Here is a 15,849-nt window from a genome sequence, read left to right on the forward strand (position 1 = left end):
ACAACCACTTCATCCCCCGGCTGCAAAGGCCCGACGCCGGCCGGGGTGCCCGTCAGAATCAGATCCCCCGCCTCGAGGGTCATCACCGAGGAGATGAACGCCAGCAGCTGAGGGATCGAGAAGACCATATCGCGGGTGGAACCCATCTGCCGCATCTGGCCGTTGACGGCGCAGGTGATCAGTGCATCTGCTGGATCGAGGTTGGTCTCGATCCACGGGCCGACCGGGCAGAAGGTGTCGAAGCCCTTGCCGCGCGTCCACTGCCCATCCCGGTTTTGCAGGTCCCGGGCGGTGACATCGTTGGCCGCGCAGTAGCCCAGGACGTGGCGGGGGGCATCCTGCGGCGAGATCCAGCGGCCGGGTGCGCCGACCACGACTGCCAGCTCGGCCTCATGTTCGACCTGGCGCGACTGCGGCGGCAGGCGGATGGCCTGCCCCGGGCCGATCACGGCGGTGGGTGGTTTGAAGAACAGCAGCGGCCAGGCAGGGACTTCAGCCTCGTGTTCGGCGGCGTGCAGCGGGTAGTTGCGGGCAACACAGATGATCTTGCCGGGCCGCACGGGCGCCAGCAGGTGGGCGCCGTCGAGGGCGATCGTCGCCGGCTTGCGGCGGTATGCCTCGAAGGGCGAGCCCTCCAAACGGCCGATTCGTCCGCCGTCCACCCATCCCCAGGCCGGTTCGCCTGCCTCCTCCGGCTGCCAGCGGACGATCTGCATCCTAGGTCTCCATGGGGCGCGCCTCGTCGAGCCAGGGCTTGCGCGCCCAGACCAGATCATACTCGACCTGCCAGGGATAAGTTTCGACATCCTGCCAGCCGAGCCGTGACAGGAATTGGGCGAAGGCCGCCGATGGCCGGTTCCGCCCGGTGATCCACCGCCCATGCCGCCCGACGCGATTGCTCACCAGCATCCAGCCTCCGGGCCGCAGGACACGCTGCAGCTCTCTCAGGCTCTCGGCGGCGGAAGGGGTGAACTCGAGCAGCTCAAGCATGACGACGGCATCGAACACATCGGCCAGGAACGGAAGCGGGCAGGCCAGGCCGCGCAGCCAGCTCGCCCAGGGGACGGGGGCGGCTTGTCGTCCGAGAGACAGCATGCGCCGGCTGGGCTCGAGGCAAACCACCTGACCGGCGAACCCGACTCCGTGGGCCAGGGCCCGCGCCGTGCGCCCTGTGCCGGCGCCGACATCCAGGATCAGCGGGTCGAGCAGCTCCCCGGTGATCGCCTGGAGCGGCTCTCCGAGGAAGCGGCGTTCCCAATCCCAGTCGAACTGCTTGATTGAGTCATAGCGCTGGGCCGTCAGGTCGTACAAAGGAATCACGACCCGCGGGCCGAGATGTGCTCCTTCGCACACGACCAACTCCCAGATCGCCAGCGCAGCCAGGAGCAGGGCGAACAAGGTGAGCAGGATCAGCATCGCCGGGTCTACGCCCGGCCGGCGGGTTCGCCCACCAACTGCTGGATCATCTGGGCCACTCGCTCCGAGGCGGCGTCGAACCGCCCAGGGCGGGCGGCCTTCAGGGCTCGCAGCACGGCGAATACCAGGGCCTCCAGCGAGGCCTGCCGGATGTCGACTGCAGGATTGGCATAGGCCGCCAGCACGATCTCGGCGGGGCGCGCCGCCGGGCAGGAAGGCGCCGCCACCAAGGCCGCAGTGCGCATGCCGCGCCGGCGAGCCTGCAGCAGGGCGCGCTCGATGTATGGAGTGTCGGCGGTTGCCTCCAGCGCCAGGGCCAGTTCCTTGCGCCGGCCGGAGGAGACCGCCTCGGCCAGCTCGGCCACCGACCCGTCCGCCAGTCGTACGGCGTAGCCGCTGGCCTCCAGGCGGGCGGCCAGCGCCAGGGCGCAGAAGCGGGCCGGACCATCCGCCAACAGCAGCACGCGCTCGCATTCGTCGAGAGCTTGGATCAGCTTTTCAGCCTGCTCAACGGGGAAGGTGCGCCGCGTCAGCTCAATGGCCTGGGCGAGCTCGGCCAGGGCGGCCTGCCCCGGCGATTTCGCCTGGACCGCCTCGTCTGGCGCAAGGACCAGCCACTCATTCATCACGCGCTGACGGATCTCGCGCTGCAGTTCGGGGTAGCCGGGGTAGCCCAGCTTCTGGGCGAAGCGCACCACCGTCGCCGGGTCGATGTCGAGCTGATGCGCCAGCTCGGTTGCGGTCAGGAAGGCGGCCCTGACATACGAATCCAGCAGGAAGCCCGCCAGCCGGGTGTAGCTGGGGGAGAGCCCACTCTCGACGCCGCGGATGCGGTCCTGGTACGTAGCCATCGGTCGCCCAAGCCGGTCGGGGACCGACTATAGCATAGGCATTCGGCAGCGCAAAACCGGACGCTGCAGGTAATCGATCATCGGCGGGGCAGGCGCGTTGACCCTGCCTGATGGCGCCGCTATAATGCCTCCCAGGGCGGATAGCTCAGCTGGTTAGAGCACTTCTCTTACACAGAAGGGGTCGCAGGTTCGAGTCCTGTTCCGCCCATCCGGGGCGCTGGCAGCAGCGCCCCGTGCTTTTCGCTAGCCCGCAGGTTGATCCACGCCCGGGTGCCGAGCCTGGCCATGCCTGGGATGGAGACCTCGGGTGCGAGCCGGGCACTCCCGCCTGATCAGACAACTCAAGCGTTCGATGGGGAGGGACGGCACTGCGCAGCGGGTCGAACAGCATGTCCTCGGGGGCGCGGCTTGACCCTGCGCCAGCCTGAGTCGTAGAATGATGTTGTCTGACAACCGACTGCCCACGTTCCTCGGGCCCAAAGGCGCACGCAGGTGCGACGGAGTCCCCTCATGTCCGACTTCCTGTTCCGCGGCGAGCTGGCCGATGTCGATGCTGTTGTTCAGTATTTGTGTGACCTCGAGGGTGAGCGCCAGTTCCGGCGCTTGATCTTGATCCCGTCGGAGAGCACGGCACCCCTAGCCGTGCGCCAGGCATTGGCGTCTGCCTACCAGAACATCTATGCCGAAGGCTACCCGGACGAGGCCACGCGCAGAATGCCTGAAGCGCAGCTGCTGGACTATGGGCTGCGCCTGGGCGAGTACCGCCGCTTCTCCGACCCGCGCTACTACAAAGGCGTGGAGTATGCCGATATCGTGGAAGCGCTCTCCCGCCGCCGCTGCGCCGAAGCATTCGCGGCCAACGGCATCCAGGCCGACGAGCTGTATGTCAACCTGCAGGCCCTCTCGGGCGCACCGGCGAACAACGCCGTGTTCCATGCCTTGCTGCAGCCTGGCGACACGCTGATGGGGATGAACCTGCTGCACGGCGGCCACCTGACGCACGGCTCGCCCGCCAGCCGCTCAGGCAAACTCTATCGCTCCGTGTCGTACTCCGTCGATCCGGCCACGGAGCAGATCGACTACGATGCGGTCGAGGCCTTGGCCAAGGAAGCCCAGCCGAAGATCGTGATCGCCGGTTATTCCTCCTATCCGTGGACGGTGGACTGGAAGCGCTTTCGGCAGATCGCCGATTCCGTCGGGGCGTATCTGATGGCCGATATCGCCCACGTCGCCGGGCTGGTCGTGGCCGGGGTCTGTCTGTCTCCAATCGGCATCGCCGACGTCGTCACCTTCACCACCCACAAATCGCTGTGCGGCCCGCGCGGGGCGGCGATCGTCACCCACCGCAAGGATCTCGGGCGCAAGATTGATCGAGCAGTTTTCCCGGGTGAGCAGGGCGGGCCGCACATCAACACCATCGCCGCCCAGGCGGTGGCCTTCAAGCTGGCGCGCACCGAGGCCTTCCGGGCCCTTCAGCAGCAGATCGTCGCCAACTGCATCGCCCTGACTGCCGCCCTGCAGCGGGAAGGGGTCCGCATTCCCTACGGCGGCACCAACACCCATCTGACCAACATCGACTGCAGCTTGGTGCGCGCCGCCGACGGCACGCCGCTGTCCGGTGATGTGGCAGCCCGCATCCTCGATCTGGCCGGGATCGTCGTCAACCGCAATACCATCCCTGGCGACACTTCAGCCGCCAATCCCAGCGGGATCCGGCTGGGGACCCCCTGGATCACCCAGCGGGGATTCACCGTGCCGGAGACCGAGGCCCTCGCCGGTCTCATCGCTCAGGTTCTCAAGGCGTGCCAGCCGTACTCCCAGCCCGCGAAACGAGGAATGACGCTGCGGGCCCGGATAGATTTCGACCTCCTGGAACAAGCCCGGATCCGTGTGCGCGAGATGGCTTTGGCGCACGGTATCGACGTCGAGACCACTCGCCATGGGTATCCGCACTTCTATTACCTGGACGATCCGGTGCCGGGCTCCGGACATGTCGCCTTGCGCCTGCGGGGCGATCTGGCGGAGGCCGTCGTGCGTTGGTGCACAACGGTTGACACCGGTGATCTGGCCGATGGCGCCTGGATCTCCGCCGACTTGCATACCTCCGGCAAGGCGGTAGAAGTTGCCATGCGCCGCGAGCAGGGAGCGTGGATGCTGGGCCTGCCGGCGTCTGAGGCGCCGCGAGCCCTGGCCTGGCTGCGGGCCGTCTCGGATGGATTTGTCGTGATCGATCCCGCCGATCCACAACGGCGTATCCCCGGGCCGCTGGTGATCGAACTCGTCGAGGGCGGCCTCAAGGCGCCCAAGACGACCGCCCGCCACGATGGCGCCCGCAAGCCGTGGTTTGTGGGTGCGGTCTCCGGCACAGGCAAAGCGCTGGCGGCCTTCACGTGGTCACCGCCGGAGGAGCCGGCTGCGCCGCGGCGCACAGCCCTGTATCCGGCGCACAAGAGCCTCGGCGCCAAGATGGTGGATTTTGCCGGGTGGGAGATGCCGGTCTGGTACACCTCGGTGGTCGAAGAGCATCTGGCGACGCGCAATGCAGCCGGCTTGTTCGACGTCAGCCACATGGGGGTCTATCAGGCCGATGGCCCGCAGGCTTGCGCCTTCCTCGACAGCGTGGTCGGCAATGACGTCGCCGCCCTGGCGGTGGGAGAGTCGCTGTATACGCAGTTCCTCGACCCCGGCGCCCACGTCATCGACGACGCGATGATCTACCGCATCGATGAGCAGGCGTATCTGGTGGTGGCGAATGCCGCCAATGACGACAAGGATTGGGCCTGGCTGAATGCAGTCCGCCAGGCCAGCGTCCGGGTCGACACGGCCCGGCCGTGGGCGCGCGCCTTTGGCACCGGCTGCGTTCTGCGCAATTTGCGCGACCCGCAACAGGGGAACGCCATGCGGGTCGACATCGCCCTGCAGGGGCCGCGCAGCCGGGAGATCCTGCTGGCGCTGGGCTGTGACGAGTCGGCCGCCCGCCGCCTGAAGGCGCTCCCCTGGGCGGGGGTGATGCATGCGGTCTTCGGCGGTATCGACCTGATCGTCAGCCGCACCGGGTACACCGGCGAGCGAGTGGCCTACGAGCTGTTCGTGCACCCGGATCGCAGCCCGGATCTATGGCAGCAGCTGATCCAGGCCGGTACGCCGCTCGGGATGAAGCCGGTCGGGCTGGGGGCGCGCGATTCGCTGCGCACCGAAGCGGGCCTGCCGCTCTATGGCCATGAGATGGGGGGCGACCTAGACCTGGGCGTAGGACAGGCGGGGTTCGGCTCGTATGTCAAGCCCCACAAGCCGTGGTTCATCGGCCGCGCCGCCTTCCTGGCGCAGGAATCGCAGCGCTCGGGCGAGGTGGTTCGGTTCCGGTTTGATGAGAAGGGCGTGCGCATGGCGCATCTGCACGACCCCGTTGTCGATCGCAAGGGCAAGGTGGTCGGAGTGGTCACGTCCTGCGCCGTCGACGCCGACGGCTTCCTGACCGGACAGGCTTACCTCCAGCTCAAACACACAGCCGAGGGCGCACCCATTGGGATCTTCCAGAGCGCCTCCCGCGAGGCGGAGGTGGCTCCGGGGTCGCTGCGCCTGGGCCAGCGGGCGCCGGTGCCGAGCGCCGCCACCGTGTTGACGAGATTCCCGCGCTAACTGGCGCGGTCCCCAAGCATGCAGCGAGAAAGAAGAAGCCCCGCCGAGGCGGGGCTTTCTGCTATGGGAAGGCAGGCCGCCCTCCCGAACGGACACATGGGGCTAGATGTTGGTGACGATATTGCTGAACACGTTGCCGATGGCCGGTCCGAGCAGCGCCAGGATTACGATCACGACCACAGCGACCAGAACGAGGATAAGCGCATACTCAACAAGACCCTGGCCTTTCTCCTTCGGTGCGAACAACATTGCAATCACCACCTTTCTGTTTTGGGTTTGGCGTCTGAAGCGCCTGGTTTCCTTCTGCGCGGTTTCCATGTGCTCGTAGAATAGCACAGGTTGTTCGGCCTGGACCTTACGAGAGGCTCTCAGAAGCACAGGATATCTGTACCATGGGAGGTGAGATCTACACCGCGCGGGCTATAGGGCAAGGCGCGCGGCAGCCAGGACCTCGGCGTACTTGGGTTCATCGCCGAGGGCTTGCATGTAATCGGCGTAAACGAGCTTGTCATCCCGACCCACGACGAATACCGCCCGGCGCAAGATGCGGGATTCTTTGAGCAGGCAGCCGTACTTGGTACCGAAGTCCGCTTGGGCGTGATCGGACAACGTGGTCACTCGATCCATCCCGGCCGCGCCGCACCAGCGCCCCTGGGTGAACGGCAGGTCGGTGCTCAGGATGAAGGTATGCACGTCTGGCCCCAGCGCCGAGGCCTCCTGGTTGAACACGCGGGTCTCTCGGTCACAGACCGAGGTCTCGAGCGAGAGCACCGCCGCCAGGATGCGCACCTTCCCGGCGGTCTCCTTCAGGGGGCGGCTGCTCTTCCACTCCAGGGTCGTGGCCGCAAAGTCCGGCGCAATGTCGCCGGCCTTCAGGTCCGGGCCGACGACGGTCTGATCCTGACCCTCGAACTTGACGATCCCCTTTCGGTCGACGGTCATCTCCATGCCTCCACGGTAGTACTCCGGTCTTGCTGCAACGGCCTGGCCTGTGTCGGATCCGCCTCTCGGGCGCCATAGAACTGAGATTTGGGAGTTACAGACAGGTCCGGTTTGGGGGTTCTGGCAGTGGCACTACTTGATCAGGCTGAGCACGAAGGAGGCGACGATGATCAGGCCGAGGATCGTGAACAGCAGGCTCTGGGTCCGCACCCGGCGACGCCTCCGTCCGCCCTTGTTGGTCTTTGCTCTCTGGGCCATCGTCTCTCTCCGGCCGGATATTACCATGCGCCCAGTGGGGATGTCCAGGCCGAGTGGGCAGCGTGGCGACCTGAACCCCACTCTCTGCTCGGGTCCTTCTTCCAGTTCCTTGAAGGAAGGCACACCTGCCACGGGGACTGAGAGCCACGCCTGGGGACGGGTCTCCAGCGGTCGCCGGCCGGGCCTCGCTTGCCCGAAGAGAGCTTTGGCTGACCGAGCGCCTTGCGGCATGCGGCCCGCCAGGCAAAGGAGGAGATGGTTCAGCAGGCCAACCGATCCCGTCTCGACAGGGAGGACCGGTCGGACCGAACCCTTGACCCACTCTGTCAGCCCCGGTGAGAGGCTTTGAGGGGACCTGCGAGGCTCCGGCACGCCTTTGACAGGGCTTTCCAGGGTAGCCTACTGCCGACGCACCCCTGGTGAGGCGCCCTTGGGCGGTGCCGGGTCGGGGGAGAAGGAGGCAAGAATGCAGACCGAAAACCTGTCGAACACGGCGGCACCCCTGTACCGTCTACGCGCGGCCCGCTGGGCCGTTGGGATCGCTCTGGGCCTCGGGCTGGCCTTCGAGCTGATGCTCGACGGGCGTGCGCCTGGGATCTCGGTCCCGCTGTGGGTCGGGCTGTGCATTGCCGGGCTGCTGGCCGCAGCTCGCCTGGAAGGCGCCCGCCTCAGCCGGCAGGGCGCAGTCTGGCCGGCGCTGGTGCTGGCTCTGGCGCTGGTCTTCCCCCTGCGGCTAGAGCCACTGACGGTGGCGCTGAGCCTGCTGCTCGCCCTGTTCGCCCTGGCGATGTGGGTCGACACCTTGCTCCCAGGCGATTTGCTGCGCTTTGGCTGGCTGGACGCGCTGCGCAGCGCCCTGTTGACACCCTGCCTGATGCTCATCCGCCCGTGGGCGGTGATGAGTGACGCTTGGCACCGAAGTGTCCAAGAGGAGGGCTGGCGCAAACCGCTCTTCGCGACCGTGCGCGGCCTGCTGCTCGCCATCCCAATCCTGGCTGTGTTTATCGCATTGCTGGCGTCGGCCGATGCCGTGTTCTCCGACTATGTGCAGGAGGTGCTGGTCTGGCTCGATCTGGAGCGGTTGCTGGACCTGTTGTCGAGGGGGCTGGTGGTGCTCGTCACGAGCGTTGTCTGCCTGGGGGCACTGGCGGTCGGCCTGCAAGGACGCCGGGGCCGCAGCCTGCTCGGCGAAGAACGGCCGTTGGTCTCACCCTTCCTCGGGTACACCGAGACAATGGTGGTGCTGTTCTTGATGGACCTATTGTTTGTGGCCTTCGTCGCCATCCAGTTCGCCTATCTGTTTGGCGGCGAGGCCAACATCAACGCCGCCGGGTACACGTTTGCCGAGTATGCCCGACGCGGCTTCGGCGAGTTGGTGTTCACCGCCGGCCTGAGCCTGGGGCTGATCTACCTGTTGGCCCAGGTCACCCGCCGGCCGTCCCGCAGCCAGGTGCGGAGCTTCAACCTGTTGTCGGCGCTGCAGGTGATCTTGCTGGGGATCGTGCTGGTTTCGGCCTACAGGCGCCTGGTGCTGTACGAGGCGGCCTACGGGTTCACCCGACTGCGAACCTACACCCATGTCGCCATCGTCTGGATCGGCCTGGCGCTGCTGGTCTTCATCGTGCTGCTGCTCGCCGGCCGGCTGCGCCGCTTCGCGCCGGCGGCATTGCTGGGGGCAGCCGGCTTCGCCCTCACCCTGGCGGCGGTTGACGTGGATGCGTTCATCGTGGCAAGCAACAGCCAGCGCTTCGAGCAGACCGGGAAGCTCGATGTCGCTTACCTGCTCGATCTGACCGATGACGCCGTGCCGGGCCTGGTCGGTCTGACCCAGGTCGCCCCGGAGCCCGACCGGGAGCTCCTCCTGGCGGAGTTGTCCTGCCGACGAACGCTGCTTCGACGCTGGCAGGCGCGCCAGCCGTCGCCCTCGGCGCACCTGTCCCGAATCAAGGCGCTGCAGGCGCTGGACACGATGAAGGAGCAGCTCGTGCCGTACGTCGTCCGGCCGACCTCCTGGGGAACGTGGAAGAACGGACCGTTCGTCGTCGGGATCGAATCGGGGCCCTATTGGTGCGGTTCTGCAGGTTGGGACTAGAGACTGAATCGGCGGGGGGGAGAGCGGTTCGCGCCCTGGTGAGCCGAGGGGGGCGGTCTAGCGATCGGCTTTGTCGGCGATCACCCAGAGCGTGTGATCCTGGCGTTCCACACGCGTTTGTGCGCCAAGGCGATCGAGTCGTACGGCCACCTCTTCGCCGCGCAGGAAGTGGCTGCGCATCAAGGCCAGCTTCTCCGCCGCTGCGATCAACTTGACCGCCAACTGGTCGATGTCGGGCTCCTCCACGAGCAGCCGCCCGCCTGGGGAAACCACGCGCCACATCTCGCGCAGCGACAGGTCCTGGTGGCGGACGTGATGCAGGGCATCGACCATCAGCACGCAGTCGAAGCAGTCGTCGGGGAAGGGGAGCTGTTCGGCGGCGGCACCGACCCGGCGCAGCTGGTCCGGGGCCTTGGCGTGGCGCAGCATCTTGAGCGAGGCGTCGGCCAGGACGATTTGCCGGCCTGGAGCCAGCAACGCCAGGCTGATGCGGCCGGTGCCGCCGCCGGCGTCGAGCACGCGCTTCGGCCCCGGGCCGATCAGCCCCTGCAGGGTGTCGCTGGCCGGGGCCTGCACGGCCTGGTCGTACCAGGGGGCAAGAATATCAAAGTGATCGAAGCGGCGTCTGGCCACGGTGTGTGCCCGCCCATCCCGGTGGGAGGGTTGGTCGCCGACCGGCGTGCAGATGCGAATCCCCGGAGCGTGAAGGCAAGGATATCACGCCGATCCTCCTCGGCTATGGCTGGGTTCCGGGGAGAGGGATACCCGACGATTCAATATCGGCTGCCGAGCGCGTGGTTCCGCTTCGGGGCGCCTGAGAGCGGACGGCCGAAGGCTGGCTGTGCGCCCCGTGCGGATAGCACTTCTCCTGGCAGCATGTCGCCGGAAGTGGCTAAGAAATGTCCCAGTAGGAAGGAAAACAACAAACAAGCCCGGATTGTTGGTTGACTCGGACAGGATTCCCCGCTAGATTGAAGGCAGCCGGCGAGTAGGTCCCCGAATGCCGACTTCCCTGGACGCGCTCGACGTCCAACTGATTGATCAGTTGATGCAAGATGGGCGGATGTCCTCGGCCGCGCTGGCGCGGGCGCTGGGCGTCTCGGAGCGCACGGCCCGCTATCGCCTGCAACGGTTGCTCGATCACGGGCTGATCCGGATTGTGGCCATGCCCATCCCATCCCGGCTGGGCTACACCATAGTGGCGGACGTCTTCATCCAAGTGGAGCCAGGGAGCATCCAGCAACTTGCCCAGCAGCTGGCGACCTTCGAGTGCGTGACCTACGTCGGGTGCTCGATGGGGGAAAGCGACGTCAGCGTGCAGGTGGTCGGGCGCGACAACCAGGAGGTGTATGCCTTCGTGACCGATGTCATCGGTCGGTTGCCGGCTGTACGCAAGACCACGACGGTGGTGGTTCCGCTTGTCCTGAAGGATGTCTACCAATGGCGAGTCCCGCAGGGCTCCTGCTCGGGTGACTCAGCCCGGCCGCGCCTCCACGCCGGCGAGCCTGCGACCGAATCCGAGCCTGGGCGTTAGCCGACTGGGCTGCCCGGCGGGTCTTCCCCCCCAGGCCCGGGTTCCCATCCGGACATGCGGCACCTCATGGGCGGAGGCCCAGGATCATCGAGGATCGAACTGATCTCCAACGGCTAACCGAGCGGCCCGACCGGGGCACGATCGATCCACCGAGGAGGAGAATGTCATGAGTGCGATGCCGGACCCGTCAGCGGCGGTCGAAATCCGCCAGGAGCGCAAGCGACTGCGGCGCGAGCTAACCTTGCTGCCGCTGTTCGGCCTGATCTACTTCACGGTGTGTGGAGGCTCTTTCGGGATTGAGCCGCTGATCGGCTGGTCGGGGCCAGGGCTGGCCCTGATGCTGATCGTGATCACGCCGCTCATCTTCAGCATCCCCAACATGCTGATGGTGCGCGAGCTGAACTCGATGATGCCGGTGGAGGGCGGGTACTACCATTGGATCAAGCAGGCCTTTGGGGCCTTCGCCGGTTTTCTCGCCGGTTGGATGAACTGGGTGGTGTCGTGGGTGGACGTCGCCATCTATCCCGTCCTGGCGGCGTACTACCTGGGTTTCTTCATCCCGGCGCTGCGTGTGGGTATGACCCTTGGCGGGGTCGAGCTGTCGGCCTCGTTTCTGTCCTGGGTGGTGGCCGCCATCCTGATCTGGTTGGTCACCTGGCTGCAGGTGCGCGGCGCCCGGCTGGCCGGGCTGACCACGGCCTGGATGACGATTGTGATGCTGGCGCCGCTGGTGCTGCTGACGATCGTCGGCTTCATCAACTGGATCCGCGGCGGGGTGACGATCTCGCTGCCGCTGCTGCCGGAGGGCGAGTCGCTGATCGGGGCCTTCAGCGTCGGCTTGTTTGTGGTGATGTGGAACTACATGGGTTGGGAGCTGCCGACGGCGGCCGGGGATGAGATCGTCAATCCCCGCAAGACGTACCCGCGGGCAATGGCGCTGGTGCTGGTGGCCGCCATCCTGACGTATGCCGCTCCCACAGTGGCCGGGCTGTACGGCGGCGCCGGAGCGGACGGGCGCTATCAAGCTTGGGGAATCGAGGAGTACGAGGACGGCGAAGGCGTCGGAGTTGTGCTCGCAGACTACGGGGTGACGCCGGAGCAGATGGATCTCTGGGGTATCGATCCGGCCAGCCCGGTCGGCTGGGAGTTTCCGGACATCGGGCATGCGCTGGGGGAGGTTCTGGCCGGCCCGGACAGCCCCTGGCCGCGCGTGCTGGGCGTCACGGTCACCCTGGCCGCCGTGCTTAGCATGATCGGGCTGTTCATCGGCAACAGCCTGGGGGGCTCGCGAGTGCCCTTCGCCCTGGCCGAGGACGGCATGATGCCGCGCTGGCTGGTCCACGTCCACCCGCGCTACGGCACGCCCTGGGTGGCGATCATCTTCTGCGGGGTGATCTTCAGCGTTTTCGCCCTTGGTGCCTTCGCCTTTCTGGTGGTGGTGGATGTGTTCCTGCAGACGCTGGTCATCCTGGCGGAGTTCGCTGCGCTGTGGAAGCTGCGCTTCACCCAACCCGATAGGCCGCGCCAGCGGGTTCCGGGAGGGTACATCGGCCTGTTCCTGGCAACGCTCGGCCCGACGTTCATCATCCTGCTGGCGATCTATTCCCAGGTGGCTGAGGAAGGGCTGACCTCGCTGTGGCTGGCGCTAGCGGCGATCGTCATCGGGGCGCTGCTCTACGTCCCGATCCGCCGTTACCTCAAGCCCGGAGTGCCGGATATCAACCCCTACGAGTCGGAAGGCGCGGATGCCGTTTGATCGGCGCAGAAGGAGGCCTGGATGAGAGTCCTGCTGGTCGGTGTGGGGGGCGTCGGCGAGTCAATCGCCGTGATCGCCCAGGACATGCCTTGGGTCGACAAGATCGTGCTGTGCGACATCAATATCAAACGTTGTCAGGAGGTCAAGGCGAAACTACGCCAGCCAAAGAAGTTCCCGGTAGAGCGGATCGACGCCGGCAACCGCAGCCAGATCGTCGAGCTGGCGAAGAAGCACAAGGTCGACCTGATCATGAACGCCGTCGAGCCGCTGTTCAATGAACAGATCTTCGACGCCGCCTTTCGCTACGGCTGCAGCTACATGGATATGGCCATGACGCTCTCGACGCCGCATCCGGAGCGGCCGTTCGAGAAACCGGGGGTGAAGCTGGGGGACTACCAGTTTGAGCGGGCCGAGAAGTGGGAGAAGAAGGGCCTGCTGGCGCTGCTGGGCATGGGGGTCGAACCCGGCATGGCCGACGTCTTCGCCCGCTTCGCCGAGAAACACCTGTTCGACGAGATTGACGAGGTCAACGTCCGGGACGGCGCCAACCTCGAAGTGCGAGGCTACGAGTTCGCTCCCAACTTCTCGATCTGGACGACGATCGAGGAATGCCTGAACCCGCCGGTGATTTGGGAGAAGGATCGGGGCTGGTTCACCACCGAGCCGTTCTCCGAGCCGGAGGTCTTCGAGTTCCCCGAGGGAATCGGGCCCCAGGATTGCGTCAATGTCGAGCACGAAGAAGTCCTGCTCGTGCCGCGCTGGGTCAAGTGCAAGCGGGTCACTTTCAAGTACGGGCTGGGTGAGGACTTCATCCGGGTTTTGAAGACGATCAAGATGCTCAACCTGGATAACAAGCGCCCGATCAAAGTCGGGCAGGTCCAGGTCGCACCCCGAGATGTGGTCGCCGCCTGCCTGCCCGATCCGGCGCATCTAGGGGACAGGATGTTCGGCAAGACCTGCGCCGGGACCTGGGTCAAGGGCAAGAAGGACGGCAAGCCGCGCCAAGTGTACCTCTATCAGGTGGCCGACAACGAGACCTGCATGAGGAAGTACGGGGTGCAGGCGGTGGTCTGGCAGACGGCGGTCAATCCGGTGATCGCCTGGGAGCTTCTGCAGAGCGGCGTATGGACAGGGAAGGGCGTGTTGGGTCCCGAGGCATTCGACCCGGATCCGTTCCTGGAGCGCATGCCGGTGTACGACTTCCCGTTCGGCATCCGAGAGATGTAGCCGGGCGGTACGCCGGCGCTGGAATCGTGCCCGGAGGCTCGGAGCGGCACCGGGCACAGCCCTCGCTCAGGAGGGAAGGAGCGCAGCCATGCCTCAATCACTGGATGAGGCCCTGAAGTATTCCGCGCGCTGGATCGAGATCCTGCATAAGCCAAGCCTTTCGGAGACGGAAGGCAAGGCGATCATCGAAGAGTCCAAGGCCAACTTCGCCGATTACTTCAATAAGGGTTGGCTGGACTACCGCAAGTCTGTGACCGAGGCCGGAGACTGGGCCGCCACGGAGTGGACCGGCTCCGGCGCTCTGTTCCACGATATCCTCGGACGCGAGTACATCGACTGCCTGGGCGGTTACGGGCTGCTGGCCCATGGCTGGTCACACCCCGACGTGGTGGATGCGGTCAGGGCGCAGCTCACCCTGCGCACGCCGATGCCGAGCCAGGAACTCATCGACCCGCTGCGCGGGGCATTGGCACGCCTGATGGCCGACATCACCCCGGGCGATATCCGCTACAGCTTCTTCTGCGCCAGCGGCACGGAGGCCATGGAGGGCACGATCAAGCTGGCCAAGATGTACACCCGCAAGAGCGGCTTCATCGCCGCCCTCAAGGGTTTCCACGGGAAGACGATGGGCTCGTTGAGCATGATGGGCAAGGCGGAATATCGCTCGCCGCCCGGCGTGCTGTACGGCGGCCCGGTCTACCACGTGCCCTTTGGCAGCGCCGATGCCGTTGAACAGCAGCTCGACATCTGCCAGAAGGTCGGGATCGACATCGCCGCCGTGCTGATGGAGCCCATCCAGGGCGAGGCCGGCGCCATCGTGCCGCCGGATGACTTCTGGCCGCGGGTGCGTGAGCTTACCAGGCACTACGGCGTGCTGCTGATCGCCGACGAGGTCCAGACCGGCCTGGGGCGCACCGGCAAGATGTGGGGGTTGGACCACTGGGGCGTGGTGCCCGACATCCTGGGCGTGGCCAAGGCGCTGGGCGGCGGGGTGATGCCGGTCAGCGCTTTCTGCTCGACGGAGGAGATCTGGCAGGTGATGATGCATCCTAACCCGTTCATTCACACCACGACGACGGGTGGGAATCCCCTGGCGTGCAGCGCGGCCATCGCTTCGATCCACGTCGTGTTACGCGATCGGCTGTGGGAGCAGGCGGCAGCCAAGGGCGAATACCTGATACCCAAGCTGATCGAGCTGGCGGGGAAGTACCCACAGATCTACGACCCGCACTACGGGGCCAACGGCATCACCGGCAAAGGTCTGCTGATCGGCATGCATTTCCGGGACCCCGAGATCGGCTACAAGGTCGCCGCCGGGCTCTTCAAGCGCGGCGTGCTGGTGGCCGGGACGCTGACCAGCTCCCACACGGTGCGCATCGAGCCGCCGCTGGTGATCGGCTACGATCTCCTGGATGAGGTGCTGAACCGGCTGACGGACACACTGGCCGATGTGAGCAAAACGCTGTAGACGCCGTCCGGCGCCAGGCGCTGCCGGAGAAAGTGCCAGCCGGCAGTCATGAGGAGGGCGCACTGGCGGCGCTCGCCGGGCAGCGGCGATGAGTCCGTCGGCAGCCTGGCGCCGATATGAATCGGTAGGGGAGGTCTCCGTGTCCGACTCGGTTGAACGCCCGCCTTTGAGCGCCGAGGAGATCGTCCGCCTCAACAAGCAGTACTCCTTCTTCTCGTGGTCGGCGCAGAACGCCGTCGATCCGATTGCGGTGGCGGGCGGTGAGGGAATCACCTTCTGGGACGCCAACGGCAGGCGCTACCTGGACTTCTCTTCGCAATTGATGAATCTGAACATCGGGTATCAGCATCCCAAGGTGGTGGCAGCGATCCAGGCCCAGGCGGCCAAGCTGTGTGCCGCTCATCCCAGTGCGGCCCATGAACCCAAAGCCCGGCTGGCGCAGCGGATCGCCGAGGTCACCCCCGGCGACTTGAACAAGGTGTTCTTCACGCTGGGCGGCGCTGAGGCCAACGAGAACGCCATCAAGTTCGCCCGGCTGTACACCGGCCGCCACAAGATCTTCGCCCGCTACGTCTCGTACCACGGCGCGACCTATGGCGCCATCACCCTCAGCGGCGATTACCGTCGGCCGCCGGTCGAACCCGGCATCCCCGGCGTGGTGCACTG

Annotated in this window: 13 protein-coding genes and 1 tRNA gene; 8 read left to right on the plus strand and 6 right to left on the minus strand. The window is 66.2% G+C overall.

From position 1 onward, the window contains the following. From MUO23_12870 to MUO23_12880, 3 genes are all read right to left on the minus strand, one after another. Window positions 1-716 (minus strand): fumarylacetoacetate hydrolase family protein (locus tag MUO23_12870; protein MCJ7513845.1); only part of this gene is annotated, 716 nt, incomplete at its 3' end. A 1-nt stretch (window position 717) separates the two neighbouring features. Next, window positions 718-1,416 (minus strand): class I SAM-dependent methyltransferase, encoded by a 699-nt coding sequence (locus MUO23_12875; GenBank protein MCJ7513846.1) that lies wholly within the window; start codon window positions 1,414-1,416, stop codon window positions 718-720. Window positions 1,417-1,424: 8 nt separating this feature from the next. Next, window positions 1,425-2,267 carry a MurR/RpiR family transcriptional regulator gene (locus MUO23_12880; GenBank protein ID MCJ7513847.1) on the minus strand — a complete coding sequence of 281 codons (843 nt, stop codon included), beginning with the start codon at window positions 2,265-2,267 and terminating at the stop codon, window positions 1,425-1,427. A gap of 134 nt (window positions 2,268-2,401) precedes the next feature. Here MUO23_12880 and MUO23_12885 point away from each other — a divergent pair. Beyond that, a tRNA-Val gene (locus MUO23_12885) sits at window positions 2,402-2,475 on the plus strand. Window positions 2,476-2,777: 302 nt separating this feature from the next. Continuing rightward, window positions 2,778-5,906, plus strand: coding sequence for a glycine cleavage system aminomethyltransferase GcvT (gcvT, locus tag MUO23_12890; protein ID MCJ7513848.1), 3,129 nt, complete (start codon window positions 2,778-2,780; stop codon window positions 5,904-5,906). A 102-nt stretch (window positions 5,907-6,008) separates the two neighbouring features. On the opposite strand, the gene MUO23_12895 is transcribed toward gcvT, so the two are convergent. Both MUO23_12895 and tpx read right to left on the minus strand, forming a co-directional pair. After that, window positions 6,009-6,155: a Flp family type IVb pilin gene (locus tag MUO23_12895; GenBank protein ID MCJ7513849.1), complete on the minus strand. Its 147-nt coding sequence runs from the start codon at window positions 6,153-6,155 to the stop codon at window positions 6,009-6,011. A 171-nt stretch (window positions 6,156-6,326) separates the two neighbouring features. Beyond that, window positions 6,327-6,848: a thiol peroxidase gene (tpx, locus tag MUO23_12900; GenBank protein MCJ7513850.1), complete on the minus strand. Its 522-nt coding sequence runs from the start codon at window positions 6,846-6,848 to the stop codon at window positions 6,327-6,329. Window positions 6,849-7,572: 724 nt separating this feature from the next. On the opposite strand from tpx, the gene MUO23_12905 reads away from it, so the two are divergent. After that, window positions 7,573-9,198 (plus strand): DUF4173 domain-containing protein, encoded by a 1,626-nt coding sequence (locus MUO23_12905; protein ID MCJ7513851.1) that lies wholly within the window; start codon window positions 7,573-7,575, stop codon window positions 9,196-9,198. 57 nt (window positions 9,199-9,255) lie between these two features. Here MUO23_12905 and MUO23_12910 read toward each other — a convergent pair whose 3' ends face one another. Beyond that, complete coding sequence (locus tag MUO23_12910; protein ID MCJ7513852.1) at window positions 9,256-9,831, minus strand: methyltransferase domain-containing protein; 576 nt, start codon at window positions 9,829-9,831, stop codon at window positions 9,256-9,258. Window positions 9,832-10,198: 367 nt separating this feature from the next. Between MUO23_12910 and MUO23_12915 the strand changes: the two genes are divergently transcribed. From MUO23_12915 to MUO23_12935, 5 genes are all read left to right on the plus strand, one after another. Beyond that, entirely contained in the window at window positions 10,199-10,732 is a 534-nt protein-coding gene (locus MUO23_12915; GenBank protein MCJ7513853.1) for an Lrp/AsnC family transcriptional regulator, read from the plus strand. Between the two features lie 166 nt (window positions 10,733-10,898). Continuing rightward, a complete protein-coding gene (locus MUO23_12920) occupies window positions 10,899-12,488 on the plus strand; it encodes an APC family permease (GenBank protein MCJ7513854.1) in 1,590 nt (529 codons plus the stop codon). Window positions 12,489-12,509: 21 nt separating this feature from the next. Continuing rightward, on the plus strand, window positions 12,510-13,715 hold the full coding sequence (locus MUO23_12925) for a saccharopine dehydrogenase NADP-binding domain-containing protein (protein ID MCJ7513855.1): 1,206 nt from the start codon (window positions 12,510-12,512) through the stop codon (window positions 13,713-13,715). Window positions 13,716-13,803: 88 nt separating this feature from the next. Continuing rightward, window positions 13,804-15,183, plus strand: a complete 1,380-nt coding sequence (locus MUO23_12930) for an aminotransferase class III-fold pyridoxal phosphate-dependent enzyme (protein ID MCJ7513856.1) — start codon at window positions 13,804-13,806, stop codon at window positions 15,181-15,183. Window positions 15,184-15,322: 139 nt separating this feature from the next. Beyond that, a partial coding sequence (locus MUO23_12935) for an aminotransferase class III-fold pyridoxal phosphate-dependent enzyme (GenBank protein ID MCJ7513857.1) occupies window positions 15,323-15,849 on the plus strand: 527 nt, incomplete at its 3' end.

The sequence above is a fragment of the Anaerolineales bacterium genome (assembly GCA_022866145.1).
Lineage (GTDB): Bacteria > Chloroflexota > Anaerolineae > Anaerolineales > E44-bin32 > PFL42.